Source organism: Niveispirillum sp. KHB5.9 (genome assembly GCF_048066115.1).
In the GTDB taxonomy this organism is placed as follows: domain Bacteria; phylum Pseudomonadota; class Alphaproteobacteria; order Azospirillales; family Azospirillaceae; genus Niveispirillum.
In genome coordinates, this window is record NZ_JBLTYX010000002.1 from 396,615 (window position 1) to 412,581 (window position 15,967).

General features: G+C 65.6%; 14 protein-coding genes. 2 read left to right on the forward strand and 12 right to left on the reverse strand.

The annotated features are described in order from the left end of the window. Positions 1–40: 40 nt before the first annotated feature. The 4 genes from ACM9HJ_RS06330 to ACM9HJ_RS06345 all read right to left on the reverse strand — a co-directional run bounded on the left by ACM9HJ_RS06330 (position 41) and on the right by ACM9HJ_RS06345 (position 4,078). Positions 41–1,174 (reverse strand): TonB-dependent receptor, encoded by a 1,134-nt coding sequence (locus ACM9HJ_RS06330; protein WP_416570858.1) that lies wholly within the window; start codon positions 1,172–1,174, stop codon positions 41–43. Between the two features lie 111 nt (positions 1,175–1,285). After that, positions 1,286–2,443 (reverse strand): TonB-dependent receptor, encoded by a 1,158-nt coding sequence (locus ACM9HJ_RS06335; RefSeq protein WP_416570859.1) that lies wholly within the window; start codon positions 2,441–2,443, stop codon positions 1,286–1,288. Between the two features lie 64 nt (positions 2,444–2,507). Further along, positions 2,508–2,843, reverse strand: a complete 336-nt coding sequence (locus ACM9HJ_RS06340) for a 2Fe-2S iron-sulfur cluster-binding protein (RefSeq protein WP_416570860.1) — start codon at positions 2,841–2,843, stop codon at positions 2,508–2,510. Further along, the gene (locus ACM9HJ_RS06345) at positions 2,840–4,078 is read right to left on the reverse strand and encodes a cytochrome P450 (RefSeq protein WP_416570861.1); all 1,239 of its coding nucleotides are present in this window, start codon (positions 4,076–4,078) and stop codon (positions 2,840–2,842) included. Before ACM9HJ_RS06345 ends, ACM9HJ_RS06340 begins: the two co-directional genes overlap by 4 nt. A gap of 132 nt (positions 4,079–4,210) precedes the next feature. Here ACM9HJ_RS06345 and ACM9HJ_RS06350 point away from each other — a divergent pair, with 132 nt between their 5' ends. Beyond that, a complete protein-coding gene (locus ACM9HJ_RS06350) occupies positions 4,211–5,212 on the forward strand; it encodes an AMP-binding protein (protein WP_416570862.1) in 1,002 nt (333 codons plus the stop codon). Positions 5,213–5,322: 110 nt separating this feature from the next. Next, positions 5,323–5,841: a MarR family winged helix-turn-helix transcriptional regulator gene (locus ACM9HJ_RS06355; RefSeq protein ID WP_416570863.1), complete on the forward strand. Its 519-nt coding sequence runs from the start codon at positions 5,323–5,325 to the stop codon at positions 5,839–5,841. Positions 5,842–5,991: 150 nt separating this feature from the next. On the opposite strand, the gene ACM9HJ_RS06360 is transcribed toward ACM9HJ_RS06355, so the two are convergent. The 8 genes from ACM9HJ_RS06360 to ACM9HJ_RS06395 all read right to left on the reverse strand — a co-directional run bounded on the left by ACM9HJ_RS06360 (position 5,992) and on the right by ACM9HJ_RS06395 (position 15,947). Then, positions 5,992–7,293 (reverse strand): glycoside hydrolase family 88/105 protein, encoded by a 1,302-nt coding sequence (locus ACM9HJ_RS06360; RefSeq protein WP_416570864.1) that lies wholly within the window; start codon positions 7,291–7,293, stop codon positions 5,992–5,994. Positions 7,294–7,763: 470 nt separating this feature from the next. Continuing rightward, on the reverse strand, positions 7,764–8,990 hold the full coding sequence (locus ACM9HJ_RS06365; RefSeq protein WP_416570865.1) for an NAD(P)/FAD-dependent oxidoreductase: 1,227 nt from the start codon (positions 8,988–8,990) through the stop codon (positions 7,764–7,766). A gap of 3 nt (positions 8,991–8,993) precedes the next feature. Further along, positions 8,994–9,311: a 2Fe-2S iron-sulfur cluster-binding protein gene (locus tag ACM9HJ_RS06370; RefSeq protein ID WP_416570866.1), complete on the reverse strand. Its 318-nt coding sequence runs from the start codon at positions 9,309–9,311 to the stop codon at positions 8,994–8,996. A gap of 12 nt (positions 9,312–9,323) precedes the next feature. Further along, a complete protein-coding gene (locus ACM9HJ_RS06375) occupies positions 9,324–10,139 on the reverse strand; it encodes an enoyl-CoA hydratase/isomerase family protein (RefSeq protein WP_416570867.1) in 816 nt (271 codons plus the stop codon). A gap of 36 nt (positions 10,140–10,175) precedes the next feature. Beyond that, the gene (locus ACM9HJ_RS06380; RefSeq protein WP_416570868.1) at positions 10,176–11,333 is read right to left on the reverse strand and encodes a cytochrome P450; all 1,158 of its coding nucleotides are present in this window, start codon (positions 11,331–11,333) and stop codon (positions 10,176–10,178) included. Between the two features lie 30 nt (positions 11,334–11,363). Further along, entirely contained in the window at positions 11,364–12,737 is a 1,374-nt protein-coding gene (locus tag ACM9HJ_RS06385) for a sulfatase (RefSeq protein ID WP_416570869.1), read from the reverse strand. Between the two features lie 119 nt (positions 12,738–12,856). Next, positions 12,857–15,028 (reverse strand): TonB-dependent receptor, encoded by a 2,172-nt coding sequence (locus tag ACM9HJ_RS06390; RefSeq protein ID WP_416570870.1) that lies wholly within the window; start codon positions 15,026–15,028, stop codon positions 12,857–12,859. A gap of 238 nt (positions 15,029–15,266) precedes the next feature. Beyond that, a complete protein-coding gene (locus ACM9HJ_RS06395; protein WP_416570871.1) occupies positions 15,267–15,947 on the reverse strand; it encodes a TetR/AcrR family transcriptional regulator in 681 nt (226 codons plus the stop codon). Between the last annotated feature and the right edge of the window lie 20 nt (positions 15,948–15,967).

Here is a 15,967-nt window from a genome sequence, read left to right on the forward strand (position 1 = left end):
AAGTGTCGCCGCCAGCTCTGTTGTCTGTTCCATGGCACCCTCAGAACCGGAAGCCGGTTTCGACGCCGTACAGGCGCGGCGGGCCCATCGATCCGACGAATTCGGCGCCATATACGGTACCGGTCAGGATCTGGTTGGTGAAATAGCGTTCGTTGGTGATGTTGTCGGCAAAGGCCGCCACGCTCCACCGCCGGTCCTCGCTGGTCCAGCCCACACGCGCCTTCAGTAGGCCGTACCCGCCTTCCGACGCGGCATCGATATTGAAGACGGTGAAGTAGATCTTGCTCGCCCGAGCATAATCCACCCGTGCCGTCACCGTGCCCACCCCGTCCAGCGGCCGGGTGAACTGCAAGCCGACCTGCGTCTTCCATTCCGGGGCCCGCGGCAGCCGCAGCCCGTCCAGGTCGCGGACAAGCGTTCCCGGCGCCTGGGTCAAGGGGGCGGGGCGCAGCGGCTCCGTCAATTCGCCCTTGGTGAATTTGGCATCCAGCCAGGTGACGGCGCCGTCCAGCTGCCATTGGTCGGACAGAGACAGCACGCCTTCCACCTCCGCGCCATTGACGGCGGTTTCGCCGACATTGCGGATGATCGGCTGGTTGCCGATGCTGTCCTGGGCCTGGAGGTTGGTATAATCGTAATGGAACAGGGCGCCGTTCAGGCGAAGCCTTCGGTCCAGCAACTCGGTCTTGGCGCCGGCCTCGTACGACCAGATCTTCTCCGGTTGGAACTGCTCGCGCTGGCTGCTGCCGATATTGTAACCGCCACTCTTGAACCCGCGCTGCGCCGTGGCATAGAGCAGGACATCGTCATCCAGGGCGTAATCGATGCCGATTTTGGGCGTGAAGGCGTTGAAGCGGGCCGGACCATCGACGGGTGCGACCACGAAACCGAACGGGTCGGGCTGCACGCCGGTGCGGCCGGTGGAAACCGAACCGGGGAAAAGCTGCGGATTGGGGGCCAGGCGCATACCGGTCAGGGTCACCAGTTCGAACCGCTGGTCCCCGTCTCGCTTCTCATGGCTGTAACGCGCCCCGGCCCGCAGCCGCAGCCGGTCGCTGACGTCCATCGTCGCATCGACATAGCCGGCCAGGGCCTGGGTCTTCTGCCGGCCGCTCAGATGCAGTTCACAGCAGAGATTGGTCTGCGGCAGATCGATGGGAAATGTGGGGATCACCCCGGCCCGTTGCAGGTCGGTCAGGCCGCCGACCAGGATCGGTTCCCAGAAATCGCCGAAGATGTTGTTGTCGATGCGGTTATCCTCCTTGAACTAGGAGGCGCCGGCGATCTAGGAGAAGCGCTGACCCGTCGGGGAGCTGAGCTGGACATCGCCGCTGGCTTGCCAATGGTCCTCCGCCCGGCCCACATAATTGTTGAAACTGTCGGACAGGTCGAATTCGTTCTGGGAGACGGGGTGGGTGGCGCGATAGCTGGCATTGACGGCCAGCACATGCTCGCCGATGTCCCATTTCAGATCGCCGGCCAGCCCCCAGACCTCGCTCTTGTTGAAATAGGGCGTGTCGGCATAGAGCGTGCGGGATTTGGGCGCCGTCACACGGCCGCTGTTCTTGATGGCGAAATAGGGCAGCGTCTGCGAGCCTTCCCGCGTGGCGTACCAGCCGGGGATCTCCTCCCCATAGCCGGCGCTGGCGAAGTAATAGACGTTGGACCGGTCGTCGGCGTGATAATAGTCGGCCGACAGGCCCAGCGTGGCAGTCTCCGACAGATCGGCTTCCAGTTTCAGCCGGACGGAGACATCGTCCTTGTCGCCGACATCCTGGGTGATGTCGGGCTGGGTCGGCGGCAGCGTGCCGCGCGGCCGCACGACCTTGGCATAGCCGTCATGGTTTTCCGCCTGCGCGGCCAGACGGGCGCGGATGTGCTCGCTCAACGGTCCGCTGACGGCGCCATTGGCCTGGATGCGTTGGTAATTGCCCAGGATCAGGCGGCCTTCCGCCTCCAAACTGTCGGTCGGGCCCTTGGTGATGATGCTGACGGCACCGCTGGTGGCGTTGCGGCCATAGAGCGTGCCCTGCGGCCCGCGCAGCACCTCGATCCGGTCGACGTCGAAGAAGGCCGGCCCGATGGCGGCGGCACGGCTGATATATACGCCGTCGATATAGGTGGCCGTGGAACTGTCGGTACCGGCAATGATGGTCGGCGTGCCGATACCGCGGATGAAGATGGAGGTGTCGCCCTGGTATGTGGATATCTGCACGCCCGGCACCAGTGCTGCGATCCCCTCCACCGCCGTGATCGACTTCTCCTCCAAGGCACTGGCCGTCAGCGCCGATATGGCGGCGGGCGCGTCCTGCACGCTTTCCGCCCGGCGGTTGGCGGTGACCACGATCTCTTCCAGCAGGCCCGTTTCCTGTGCCGTGGCCGGCAGTGCCAGCAAGGCGGCCAAAGCCGTCCCGCCCAGCAGGATGGTGCTTCTCTTCGACATGTTTCCTCCCTGTCCCCGGTTTTCGGGGTTTTTCGTGTTTTGGTTATTTGTCAGACCGGTGATGTTAACCCTCCACCGGGATCAGCAGCCGCATGCCGTCCATCGCCTGGCTCAGCGTGATCTGGCAGCCCAGACGTCCGCCCGGCGGGCAATCGCCGAAATAGGACAGCGTGTCCGCCTCCATCGGGGCGGCCGGCCCGACCAGCGCCTGCATGGCAGGGTCGGTAACGGTGACACGGCAGGTTCCGCACGATCCCGTGCCGCCGCATTCCCCGATGATGCCGTCGATATCATTGGCCCGGCCGGCCTCCATCACGGTCCAGCCGGCGGGCACCCGCACCGTGCGTTCCGTCCCGTCGCGCTGCACGAAACGGATGGTGATGACGGGGGGCGCGGTCACGGCGTCCCCTTGGGCACGAAGCGGATCGGGTTGCGCTCCGGCCCGTGGTTCAGCAGGCTGACGCCCTGCCAGACCAGCGGCTGCGACCGTTCCAGCCGCTCATAGCGTTGCAGCAGTTCCTGCACGGTGATCTCCGCCTCCAGCCGGGCCAGCGGTGCGCCCAGGCAGCGATGAATGCCGTGGCCGAAGCTCATCTGCTTGTTGCCGTTGGGCCGGTCCAGGCGGAAGCTGTGGGGCTGCGGGAAGATCTCCGGATCGTAATTGGCCGCCCCGAAGAAGCAGGCCACCCAGTCGCCCCGCCGGATCTGCGCCGAACCGATGGTGACATCGGCCGTGGCCACCCGGAACAGCCGCTGCGGCGGCCCGTGGAAGCGCAGCGTCTCCTCATAAAACGCGTTGAACCGGGCTTGATTGGCGCGCAATTCATCCCAGACCCAAGGCAGGTCGGCCAGGACGGCGAACGTATTGCCCAGCAGGAAACTCGTCGTCTCTGCCCCCGCCACGGTCACGGTCACGCAGAAACGCACGATCTCGTCCCGCGTCAGGCGTTCGCCCTCCACCTCCGCCTCGATGAAGGCGTTCAGCAATTCGCCGGGCGGGCGCTCGCCGCGACCCAGGGCCGCCACCCGGTCGGTGACATGGGCGGCGTAGAAGGCCAGCACCTCCTCGTTGCAACGCTGGCGGTCGGCGGGCGCCATGTCCGCCGACAGCATGAAGGCCGTGGCCCAGCGCCTGTTGTCGCGGTCCCGTTCCGGCGGCACGCCCATCATCTGGGCGATGACCCGCGCCGGCAGCAGGGCGCAGTAATTGTCCATGACATCGGTGCCCAGGCCGTCATCGAAGAAGGCGTCCATGGTGGCGCGCACGATGTCGCGCACGGCGGGGCGCGTCGCCTCGATGGCGGCGGGGGTAAACACCTTGGCGGCGATCCGGCGCAGGCGGGTGTGCTCCGGCCGGTCATGGTTGACCAGCATCAGCGACGGCGCCGACGACGCCTCCTGCAAACTGTCGCGGGAGGAAAAGGTCTCGTGGTCAAAAGCCACCCGTGCCACATGCTCATGCGACAGCACGACCCAGGCCGGCTCCGGCTGGTCCACGCCCGGTACCGTGCCCGGCGGATAGTCCCGGTACCCGTATACCGGCGCCACCGGCCGCAGCAGGTCATAGAAGGGATAGGGATCGGCCACGACCTCCGGCCGGGTCAGCATCTCCACCGTGAAATGGTCGGGATTCAAGCGTTCATCTCCCATGCTTCATTATTTATTTTAGAAACTATTTCTTATGGAAAGAATTTGCTACGGTCCGTTCGGCCTGTCAACAGCCAAATCCGGGCCAGCACGAAGCCGGTCCGCAGGACAAGGGAGGAGATGAAGATGCAAGGCCTGATGATGCATTGCCCGCTGACCACCAGTTCGATCCTGAACCATGCGGTCCGCGCCAATCCCGAACGGGAGATCGTGTCGGTGGAGGCCGATGGAACCCGCCTGCGGCTGACCTACGCAGCTATGGCCACACGGGCACGGCGGGCGGCGTCGCTGCTGCTTGAACTGGGTATCGGTAGCCGCGACCGGGTGGCGACGCTGGCCTGGAACAGCCATCGCCATCTGGAACTCTATTACGCCATCCCCGGCATCGGCGCCGTCTGCCACACGGTCAATCCCCGCCTGGACGCGGCAACCATCGGGCGGATCGTGGCGGATGCACAGGACGGGGTGCTGTTCTTCGACGTGGATTTCCTGGAGATCGCGCGCGGGCTGAAAGACCGGTCGCCCATCCGCCGCTTCGTCATGCTGGGGCCGGCCGGTGCATCGGTTCTCGACTGGCCGGTCGGGGAACGCAGAATCGTCAAACTGAAGCAGGGCCGACCCGTCTTCGGCGTGGAACTTCGCATCGCCGATGGCCGCGAAGCGGCGGGCATCACGCCGGGGGAACTGCTGGTGCGCGGGCCGGGCGTGGCGAGCGCCTATTTCGGCAGCGATACCGCCTTCGGTTCCTGGATGCCGACGGGTGATATCGCGGAGATCGACGCCCAAGGCTATTTGTCCATCACCGACCGCGCCAAGGACCTGATCAAGTCCGGCGGGGAATGGATCAGCCCGACAGAACTGGAACTACTCGCCTGTCAGGTGGATGGTGTCAGTCAGGCCAGCGCCATCGCCATCCCGCATGCGCGCTGGGGGGAACGCCCGCTGCTGATCGTGCGCCGGCAACCCGGTGCCAGCGTCGATGCCGGCACCATCCTGGCCCATCTGGAACGCCATTTGCCGCGCTGGCAGGTGCCCGACCGGTTGGAATTCATCGATGCAATGCCGATGGGTGCGACAGGCAAGGTCCTGAAGGCCGAGCTGCGGCGGCGGTTCCCGGCCTGAAGCGGCACCGACTGGTCCGTTGCGGGGAACGGGCCGGGTGGATAGTCTTCATCCTGTTGGCCGGGCGCCCCATAAGACCGCCCGGCCGGAAGCGGCCCGAAAGAGAGAGCATGACGCAGCGTTACGCCCTGGAGCACCCGATCACGCGGGAGAATGCTCCGCTGAACTTCCTGAAGCTGTTCTACCCCTACCATTACGCGGTCGGCATGGCGGTGGAGAAGCATCTGGCCAGCGGCGTGCTGGACCGCCATCAGACGGTCATCCTCTGGCTGATCCATTCCAAAGGCGAGGGCGGCACCAGCCTGCCGCGCAAGGTCATCGAACAGCTGATCGGTGAATGGTACGACCTGGGCAGCCCCGCCATCACCAAGGCGCTGCGCAAGCTGGCGCAGCCGCCACTGGACCTGATCTCCATCGATGAGAGCAAGGCGTCGGGGCGGGAGAAGATCATCTCCCTGACCCCGGCCGGCCAGGAATTCGTGGCGCGGATGGTCGCCAGCGGTGCCGATTTCATCGCCCAGATCGTCGATCATCTCAGCGACGCGCAGATCCATGCCGGGATGAGCTTCATGGCGCGGGTCAGCGAGGTGGTGGAGGTCGATATACAGGCCCCGCGCGGCGAGCGGTGAGGGAATGGCGGGTTTTACCGTAAGCAATTGATATCACTGGCGACAATACCTGCCAGCGGGAGTGCGTCCGGGAGAACACCGATGCACGGCATTCCCCAGCGCGGTACCCAGCACCGTGGCTTGTGGCACCTATTCCACCTCCACCAGTTTCTACGGCTTGCCACCCACCCATTTTCCTTCCACCGGGGAGCGGTATTGGGGATCGGCGACCATGGGATCGAAGGCCAGATCCTGCACGGCCTGGCGTTCCGCCGCCCGCCGGGTCAGTTCACGCGCCACCTCCGGCGTCGCATCGGGGGGAATGGGAACGTCGCGCATGTCACTGGCGTGATATGCCAGCGCCGGTGGCGTCGGCAGGGCAATGGGAAGCGCCGTCACCGGCCGGCCGAGATCGGCCACTTCCAGCCCGGCCAGGATGAAGCCACCACTGGAATAGAGCGCGGTCGTCTCGCGCCTGGTCGGTACCGGCTGGTCGCCGGCCGACTGTACCTGGCCCAGGATGCCGCTGGGCAACACGTACCGGTTTAGCCCCTCCCAGCCCTTCAGCACGACCGGCAGATAGGCCGACCGGTCCAGCAGCCCGTGATTGATGCCGAAGGCCAGCGCATAGGTGTAGAAGGCCGTGCCCGAGGTTTCCGGCTCCGGAAACGCCTGTGTGTCCAGCAGGCTGGCGCGCCACAACCCGTCATCCTGCTGCAACGACGCGATCCGCGCCGCCATTTCCTGGAACAGGGCCACATAACGGGGGCGGGAGGGGAAATCCGCCGGCATCACCTCCAGCACGCGCGCCAGCCCGGCCAGCACCCAGCCCTCGCCGCGGGCCCAGAATATCTTCCTGCCGTTGGCGGACCGCCGGTCGATGAAGCGGGCGTCGCGCGCATAAAGATGCTGTTCCTTATCGTACAGCTTCTCATAGGTGCGCCACCATTGCACATCCATGGCGTGCAGATATTTGGGATCGCCGGTGATCACCGACATGCGGGCCAGGACCGGCGGCGCCATGAACAGGCTGTCGCACCACCACCAGACCAGCTTGTCGGGCTGCGGCATGAAGGTCAGATAGGGCACCGTATAATCCAGCCGCTGCTTCAACGGCATCAGCACGCCGGGAGAGCCCGTGCGCAGGTAGATGGCCTGGTACAGGTCCCCGATGGCCTGATCATCGGCGTTGATCAGATGCACGGGCGCGCCGTCACCCTGGTGGGCATGGTTGAAGCGCCGGGCGGTATGCAGGGAGAAATCCAGGACATCGGGCACCGCCGCCACATCGGCCAGCTTCATGGCGCCGACGAAGAAGGTCGCGGAAATCCAGTTGGTATTGATGGGCCAGCGGCCGCGCGCGGGCGTAACGGACGGGTTGGCCTCGATCTCCTTCAGCCGCGCCACCTCCGCCGATGCCGACCGCGCCACGATGGCCAGCACGTCCTGGCGGGCCGGCAGCGGCTGCTCCATGACGGCTCCGGGACGTTCCGCCGCGGCAGGGACGGCGCATAGGGGCACCGATGACACCGCGATACCCAAGCCAAGCACCAGATTCCGCAAAACCGCCATCAATCCTCTCCTGCATGTCGCCACCCTCCGACTTTGCTGTCGGGGATGGCTGTTTATGATTGGGACGGCCGCACGGGCCGGATGCCTTGGGCCCTGATCGGCCGGGCATGGTTGCAGCCCCACCACTCACCTTCCTGTTTCCTGTGGGGCGGCGTCGATTGACGATGAACCTAGGCGATCTGGAGCGCTTGCGGAAGCATAGAATTATCATATAAATGATATTATGATAAAGGCCATCCGCAAATGATGGCCGGCCGCCAGCGTGCCTGGTGGCGGGTGCGCGCCTGGGACGACAAGGGCGGCAATGCTGTAAGCAAGCCCGCCTTCTGGGAAACGGGCCTGCTCGCGCCCCTGGCGGACCCTTTCGCGGACTACATCTCCAACCCCTTCAGGGGAATGCCCGCATCGGCCAGCCGGCCCGGTGAAGCCATCACGCGCGCATTCACCAACACCTTGCCTTGCACGAAGTCACGCATCGCATTGACGCAATCGAGCGCGATCACCCGGCCCTCGCGCAGATAGATCACGGAAAAGCTGCGGGTGGCAGGCTCACCCCGCACAACCATGTGGTCATGGCCCAGGCAGAGCCCCACGGTCTGCAGACGCAGATCATACTGGTTGGACCAGAAGGTCGGGACACCGACATGAGCCGGCGGCTCGCCCATCAGGTGCCGCGCCACGATGGCGGCCTGTTCCATGGCGTTCTGGACGGACTCGATCCGGACGCAGGCGCCGCCCGCGAAGGGTGTGGCCTGGGCCGCGCAATCGCCGATGGCATGGATGTCCGGCAGGCTGGTACGGCACAGGGCGTCGACGCTGACGCCATCGCTTCCCAAGGCGCCGGCCGCCGTCAACGGCCCGACGGCCGGCGTGATGCCGATGCCGGCAATCACCATGTCGGCCTGTGCCACCGTTCCGTCGGCCAGTTCCACCGCCGACACGCGTCCGTCCCGGTCGCGCAATGCGGCCACCGCCACGCCCAGCCGCAACTTGACGCCCCGCGCGCGATGTTCGCTCTCATAAAAGCGGGACAGCGGTTCTCCCGCCACCCGGGACAGCACACGGTCCTGCGCCTCCAGCAGCGTCACCTGCTTGCCGGCCTTGACCATCGCCGCCGCCGCTTCCAGACCGATATAGCCACCGCCGATCACCACGACATTCTCCACACCCGGCAACCCGGCCCGCAGCCGGTCGACATCGGTCCGCGTGCGGATCGTGTGGATGCCGGACAGGTCGTGCCCCGGACATGAGAGGCGTCGGGCATGCCCACCCGCCGCCCAGATCAGGGTTCCATATTCCAAAACCTCGCCATTGTCGGCGGTGACCTGATGGCGGACGGGATCGACCGCCAGGATGCGGGCGCCCAGCGACAGCTCCACCCGCCGTTCCACCCAGAATGCAGGCGGGCGCAACAGCAGACGGTCGAAAACCTTCTCTCCCGCCAGATAGTCCTTGGACAGGGGCGGGCGTTCATAGGGCGGGTCCGCCTCCTCCCCCACCATCAGGATGGAGCCGGCGAAATTCCGCTGGCGCAAACCCACGGCCACCTGCGCGCCCGCGTGACCGGCCCCGACGATGATGATGTCGCTCCGCCGCATCGCTCAATCTTCCGCGGCGATGGTGACGCGCAGCCCATCCATGGCCGCCGTGAACCGGATCTGGCAGGACAGGCGGGAGGTTCCGGTGCGATGGGCGGAGGCATCCAGCAGGTCGTTCTCGTCCTCCTGCATATCCCCCACCCGCCCGGCACAGGCCGGATCGAGATGGACATGGCAGGTGGCGCAGGAACAGCTTCCGCCACATAGGGCCTGCAACTCGTCGATGCCGGCGTCGCGGATGATTTCCATGACCGAACGGCCGACAATCCCCTCGACCTCATGTTCGGCGCCGCTGCGCATGACGATGATCAGTTTGGACATCCCAATCTCCCTTTAAATGAAAAGCGCCGGCCGCCGACCCAGGAAGGCCGCCACCCCTTCGCGCCCGTGCGCCGTGCGGGCGCTGGCCGCGATGGACCGTGCCTCGGCCTCCAGATGGGCCTCCAGCGACGTGTCGAACGCCTGGCCCAGCAATCCCCGCATTCGGCCCAACGCCCCCGTCGCGGCGGCGGCCAGTTCCCCGGCCTGGGCCATGGCGGCGGCATCCAGTTCCGGTCCCGGCACCAGCCGGGTGGCCAGGCCCATGGCCACCGCCTCCTCCCCGCCCACGGCACGGTTGGCCAGCAGGATTTCCTGCGCGCGTCGCATCCCCACCAGACGCGGCAGCATCCAGGACAGGCCCCCGTCCGGCGTGTAGCCCAGCGTTCCATAGGCGGCGATGAAGCGTGCCTCCGGGGCCGCCAGCACGATGTCGCCGGCCATGGCCAGGCTGAACCCGGCCCCCGCCGCCGGGCCGTTGACGGCGACCACGAGCGGCTTGCGCATATGCCGGAAGCGGGTGACCGCTGCGTGCAGACAGGCCGTGACCCGCTTCAGATAGGCACCGATCCCGGCACCCGCCGCCGCGAACTCCGTGATGTCGCCACCGGCGCAGAACAGCCGGCCCCGGCCGGTCAGCAGCACGCAGCGGATACTGTCATCCTCGTCGCAGTCGATAGCCGCCTTCATCAGGGCCTCGGCCATGGCAAGGCTGATGCTGTTGCCGGCCCGCGGCCTGTCCATGACCAGCCGCATGACCGCCCCCTCCCGCTCCAGCACCAGCGGTGGGTTCTCGGGCGCGCTGATCGCGGCGCCCCCGTTCGCTTCCATGTCAAATGTCTCCGCTATCCACCCCCATGGCGCGGCTCACCAGGACATGGGCAGGTTGGCGAAGCCCCTGACCATGATGTGGCTGACCCGCTTGGCTTTGCCGATATCCAGTTCGTAGTCGCCAAGATAAGGCAGCAATTCCCGCATGATCTCCTTCAGCATCAGGCGGGCGGCGTTGGCCCCGGCGCAGAAATGCGGCCCCATGCCGAAACCGAAATGGCGCACGCGGGCGCGGGAGATATCGAACCGGTCGGGGTCGGCGATCACCCGCTCGTCCCGGTTGGCGGAAGCGTAGAAGATGATGGCGCGGCTGTCGGCGGGGATCAGCGCGCCGTCGATCTCCACCTCCTGCGCTACCTGGCGGGCGAAGCACTGGGTGGAAGTGTCCCAGCGCACCGCCTCATCGATGGCGGCGGGGATGCGGCCGGGATCGTCCAGCAGCATCCGCCGCTGGTCGGGATGGCGCCACAGGGCATGCATGACATTGGGGAAGAAATGCCCGATGGAGGCGTTGCCCGCCATCAGCACGGTGGAGACGTTGGCCACGATCTCCTCGTCGCTCAGCGGCGCACCATTCTCCTTGGCGCTCAGCAGTACGGAGATCAGGTCGTCGCCGCGCGCCTGCCTGCGGTTGTCCAGCTGGTCGCGCAGGAAGGTGGCGATCTCCATGAAGATTTCCGGCGGCAGGATGGAGCCCAACGGCCCGTCATCCTGGTGGAACAGGCCCTTGGTCAGTTTCGTGGCCTTCACCGCCGCTTCGGCATCCAGGCCCAGCATGCGACCCAGCGCGCCGAACAGGATGGGCTGGCTGATATCGGCGATGAAATCGCATTCCCGCTTCTCCGACAGAAGCGCCATGCAGTCGGCCAGTTCGATGCGGATACCGGGCAGCATCGCCTCGATCCGGGCATTGCCCAGCCCGCGCTGGATGACGCGGCGCAATTCGTCATGGCGTGGCGGGTCGATGGACCCCAGGGTCTTGCCCACCCGCGTCGGGCTGTCCTGCACGACATTGCCCTTGGCGGAGGAGAAGCTGGCATAATCCGCCGTCGCCCGTTCCACCCCTGAAAAGCGGGTGATCAGCCACAGGCCGCTGTCCGGGTCTTGCCAGACTGGCGCCTCATCGCGCAGCCGGCGATAGGTGGGATAGGGATCCTCAATGAAGGCCGGATCGGCCGGATTGAACATGGTCATCTGTTTCCTCCCTGGCGCCCAATATCATTGTCAGGGCCGGTCCATCGCCTGGGCGCCGGCATCGTAACTGTAATTGCCGTCGGCATATTGCAGCATGCCTTCATTCCATTGCGCGAAACGCTGCTTCAGATCGGCGGCAATGGCGGGCTCCTCTGCGATGCGGTTGGCGCGTTCGCGCTCATCCACGGCCAGGTCGAACAACCCCTCCCGCCCCTTGATTCGCAGATATTTCCAGTCGCCATGCCGGACAGCGATCTGGTCGTTGTGCTTGTGGCGCCAGAACAGGGTGCGGGGACGCACCGGTGCCCGACCGGTCAGCGGTGCCAGCAGGTTGGCCCCGTCCCAATCGCCCCCCACCGCACCGGCGGCCGCCAGCAGGGTCGGTGCCCAATCCATGCTGATCGCCACCTGCCGGCTGACCGTTCCCGGCGCGATGCGATCGGGCCATGACATCAGACAAGGAACCCGGATGCCGCCTTCCAGCAGTTCCCCCTTCATGCCGATCAGGGGCCAAACGTCGGAGAAACGTTCCCCGCCATTGTCGCTGGTGAAGATGACAATGCTGTTGCCTTCCAGGCCGGCCCCGCGCAGTGCCGCCATCACCCGCCCGACGCCCCGGTCCAGGCTGGACAGCATGGCGGCGTAGGTCTTCAGGCTGCCGCCCTCGTAATGGCGGATATCCTTCAGGCTGCTGGCCACCGCCTCATCCTCCGGCCCCTCCCAGGGCCAGTGGGGGGCGGTGTAATGCAGGCTGAGGAACAGAGGCTGACGGGCCCTGGCCGCCTGCCCGATCACCGCCACGGCGCGGTCGGTCAACAGGTCGGTCAGGTAGCCGATGTCGCCCGACCGCTCCCGCCCGTCGAACAGGCCATCCTCCTCCTTCACCGGCTGTCCCTGGGCCAGATGGGTGAAATAGTCGGCCCCACCCTTCTGGATGCCGTAGAAAGACTGGTAGCCGCTGTCCAGCGGACCGGGAAACGGCGCCTCGCCCAGATGCCATTTGCCGACCAAAGCGGTGCGGTAACCATGATCGGCCAGCAGGCGCGGCAGGGTAACGGCATCTGCCGGCAACCCGACCCTGGCCCGCACCAGCGGTTCCTCCAGCCCCATGGGCAGCCGGTACTGGTAACGCCCCGTCAGCAGGGCCAGCCGGGTGGGTGAACAGACGCAGGAATTGGCATAGGCCTGCGTCAGGCGCACACCGGCAGTGGCGATGGCATCGATATGGGGCGTGGCCACAATCCGCCCGCCATAGCAGCCGATATCGGCATGGCCGAGATCATCCGCCATGATGAAGATGATATTGGGCACCGGCCTGCCGGCAGCACCCGCCGGCAGCGACGCCGCGGCGGCCAGGGCGGCGGCGGCGCCCAGCCATTGGCGCCGGTTCAGGCCTTCGTTCATCACCACATCTTCCTTTCTCATTACCTCAAGCGCCGGCGCCGCATCCGCGGCTTGGCTTCACGCCGCACGTGCGGCGCGGCGGCAGTCGCCGCCGGAGCGACTTCCGCCGCTCTAGCCCCTCAATACCGGATGGAGGCCTGCAGGCCGATGGTCCGCGACACGTCGGTGGAGATGATCGCGGCACCAGCCTGCGCGAAGGCGTTGTAGCCGTAATTGACCACCCGCTTGTCCGTCAGGTTCTTGCCCACCAGGGCCAGTTCCACGCCCGACGGATCATGCGCCAGCCCGACCCGCAGGTTCAGCTTGGCATAGCCGTCCGACGTGGGAATGACGGCATTGGCCAGATCGATGATGTGCTGTTCGGTGCGGAACTCCACGAAGGCATTGGCATTAAAGGAGAAATTCTCACTGAGCGCGGTCTCGTAATTCATCTGCACCACGCCCGTCAGCTTGGGCGCAAAGGGAATGCCGGCGATGGAATTGGCCGGCAGCGCCCCGCGCTTCTCCACATCGGCATAGGTGACGCTGGTGGAGAAGGTCAGGTCGGGTGTCAGCGCCACACTCAGCTCGGCATCCGCCCCGCGCGATTGGATCTGGTCGTTGCGGACCACGAAGCCCGCACCGGTATTGATGGCGATCTGATAGTCAGCGATGCGGGTCTGGAACAAAGCGACATTGAACGTCGTACCGCGGCCGAAGCTGAATTTGCCGCCCAGTTCCACGGTCTTCGCCCCCTCATCCCCGAACTCCGCCGTGGCGATGGTGCTGGGCGAGGCCTGGAAGCCGCCGCCCTTGCTGCCCGTGGCGTAGCTGGCATAGAGCATGGCGCCCGGCGCCACCTTGTAACTGATGGAGCCGGAGTAATCGACGAAATCGTCCTTGCGATCCAGGCTGGTGGGTGCAAACGCCGGGTAGGCGGCGGTGGTCAGCAGGCCCGGGCGCACAATGGCCCGGGTATAATCGACCTGCTTCTTCTGGTTGTCGCTGCGCAGGCCCAGGGTCAGCTCCAGTTCCTCGGTCAGCGAATAGTTGAACTGGCCGAACAGGGAGATGGCCTCGGTCTTGTATTCCTGGTCGGTGGCCACCGCACCGTTCAGCGGCGTGCCCGCCTGGGGCAGCACGTCCAGGAAGTCGAAATTGCCCCATTTGTCATGATAGTAATAGGCGCCGGCGATATAGCTGAACTTGTCATATTCGGGCGAGGTCAGGCGCAGTTCCTGGCCGAAGCTCTCATTATGCTCCCGCGCCGTGCGCAGCACGGGCGCGCCGCGCACACCGGCGGGGTTGATCACCCGCTTCATGTCATATTCGGCATAGCCGGTGACGGCGGTCAGCGTATGGTCGCCCAGCGCCAGGTTGATGGTCGAGCTGGTGCGCCAGCCCTGGGTATAATCGAAGATCTTGTCGAAGCCCGGCCGCACCGTGCCGCGGCTGACATCGCCGATAGCGGCGGTGAAGGCGGGGTCGCCATACAGTGCCGCCGTCTGCGCCAGCCGGCCCAACGTGTCGGCACCAGCATAGAAGGTCTGGCCGTCGCGGTCGATCCAATGGGCCTGGGCCGACACGATCCATTCCAGATTGTCGGTCGGCTCCCACCGGGCCGTGGCGCGCAGGGCCTTGCGGTTGCTGGACTGCTCGTCCTCGCCGGTCAGGGCATTGCGAATCCAGCCGCCCTCGTCGGAGAACTGGCCAGCCACGCGGATGGCGAAGGTCTCGTTCACCGGCAGGTTGATCGCCGCGTCCAGGATGTCGGAGCCCAGTTCGAACTCGTGCATGTAGCTGGCTTCATAGGCGAATTCGCTGCCCGGCTTCTTCGTGGTCAGGGTCAGGGCACCGACGCTGGTATTCTTGCCCAGGATGGCGGCCTGCGTGCCCTTGACGATCTCCACCCGCTCCACATCGAACAGGGCGGCGGCATAGTCACGGGCATGGCCGGCGAAGACGCCGTCGATGAACAGGCCGATGGTCTGTTCGAAACTGTCATTGGACGAACTGGTACCCAGCCCGCGCACGACGGGATTGATGGTGCCGCCGGGGGCCGACTGCATGCGGATGCCCGGCACGACCTGGGTGATCTGGTCCAGCGAAACGACGGCGGCACGGGTGAAGGCCTCCCCTTCGACCACGGTCACCGATGCCGGCACCTCCTGCAAAGGCTGCGACCGCTTCAGGGCCGTCACGATGATTTCTTCAAGGATGGCATCACCGGCCGGGTTCTGTTCCTGGGCCAAGGCGCCATGGCTGACCGTCGCCACCAGGCCAAGCAGCAGCGCACGCGAAAATCCGCGCATCTTTTTTCCTCCCTGTTTTGTGATTGGCGGCGCCCGCATCGGCACCGGCCGTTTGCTTTCTTGGGTCCTCTCCTTCATGGAGGGCACAGGATTTATTTATTCCAGATGGACTAATTAGTAAAGACCAATATGCCATCCGGTGAATAATTTTGCCTACGATGGGATGTAGATTGCAGGCAGCGAAGAGGATTCGCCAAGGGAATTCCCATGGCGTCGGACCGGGTGCGGATGGCTTGGTTCAGGAACCCTTGCGGTCGCGTTTCTTCGGCGGGTCGCGGAAGAACAGGGCAAGGCAACGGTCGACATGGCGGTCGATGAAGACGGGATCCAACGGCGACTGGCCAGTGATCCGTGTCGCTTCCGCCGACTGCATGAAGATACGGGTCGCGGCACCGATGAACAGGTAATGGAGGTGATGGGGGTCACCCTCCACGAACTGCCCCGTTGCCTGGCAGGACCGGATCAGGTCGGCGACCAGATCGAAATAGCCCTTCAGGTAATCGGTGACCATGGCATCCAGTTGCGGGCTGGCGCCGCTGGAGGAATGGGTCATCAGGCGGTGGAGATGCAGGTTTCCGGCGCTGTAGCGCACGAAATCCTCCAGCACCAGCCGCAGCTTGATGGCGTCATCCACACCGTGCAGGCCCACCAGCCTTTCACGTTGCTTCGTGGTGAACGCCTTGACCGTGCGGTCCATCGCCGCCTGCCAGAGACCTTCCTTGCCATTGAAATGATAGGTGACCAGCGTGTGCTTGGCATCCGCCGCGTCCGCCACCGCCCGGGTCGACGCCGCCTCGAACCCGCGGGCCGCGAACTCGGCAATGGCGGCCTCGACGATACGCTCGCGCGTGTCGATGGCACGCTGCTGCTGGCGGCGGCGCACGGGCTTGGTTTCGGGCGTCTCAAGGTCGGTCGACATGGCACCTATCTATACGGGAC

Excerpts from the sequence above, each read along its gene's own strand:
- ACM9HJ_RS06335 (WP_416570859.1), bottom strand. The coding sequence starts at position 2,443 with ATGTCGAAGAGAAGCACCATCCTGCTGGGCGGGACGGCTTTGGCCGCC.
- ACM9HJ_RS06350 (WP_416570862.1), top strand. The coding sequence starts at position 4,211 with ATGAAGATGCAAGGCCTGATGATGCATTGCCCGCTGACCACCAGTTCG.
- ACM9HJ_RS06355 (WP_416570863.1), top strand. The coding sequence starts at position 5,323 with ATGACGCAGCGTTACGCCCTGGAGCACCCGATCACGCGGGAGAATGCT.
- ACM9HJ_RS06360 (WP_416570864.1), bottom strand. The coding sequence starts at position 7,293 with ATGGAGCAGCCGCTGCCGGCCCGCCAGGACGTGCTGGCCATCGTGGCG.
- ACM9HJ_RS06365 (WP_416570865.1), bottom strand. The coding sequence starts at position 8,990 with ATGCGGCGGAGCGACATCATCATCGTCGGGGCCGGTCACGCGGGCGCG.
- ACM9HJ_RS06370 (WP_416570866.1), bottom strand. The coding sequence starts at position 9,311 with ATGTCCAAACTGATCATCGTCATGCGCAGCGGCGCCGAACATGAGGTC.
- ACM9HJ_RS06375 (WP_416570867.1), bottom strand. The coding sequence starts at position 10,139 with ATGGAAGCGAACGGGGGCGCCGCGATCAGCGCGCCCGAGAACCCACCG.
- ACM9HJ_RS06380 (WP_416570868.1), bottom strand. The coding sequence starts at position 11,333 with ATGACCATGTTCAATCCGGCCGATCCGGCCTTCATTGAGGATCCCTAT.
- ACM9HJ_RS06385 (WP_416570869.1), bottom strand. The coding sequence starts at position 12,737 with ATGAACGAAGGCCTGAACCGGCGCCAATGGCTGGGCGCCGCCGCCGCC.
- ACM9HJ_RS06390 (WP_416570870.1), bottom strand. The coding sequence starts at position 15,028 with ATGCGCGGATTTTCGCGTGCGCTGCTGCTTGGCCTGGTGGCGACGGTC.
- ACM9HJ_RS06395 (WP_416570871.1), bottom strand. The coding sequence starts at position 15,947 with ATGTCGACCGACCTTGAGACGCCCGAAACCAAGCCCGTGCGCCGCCGC.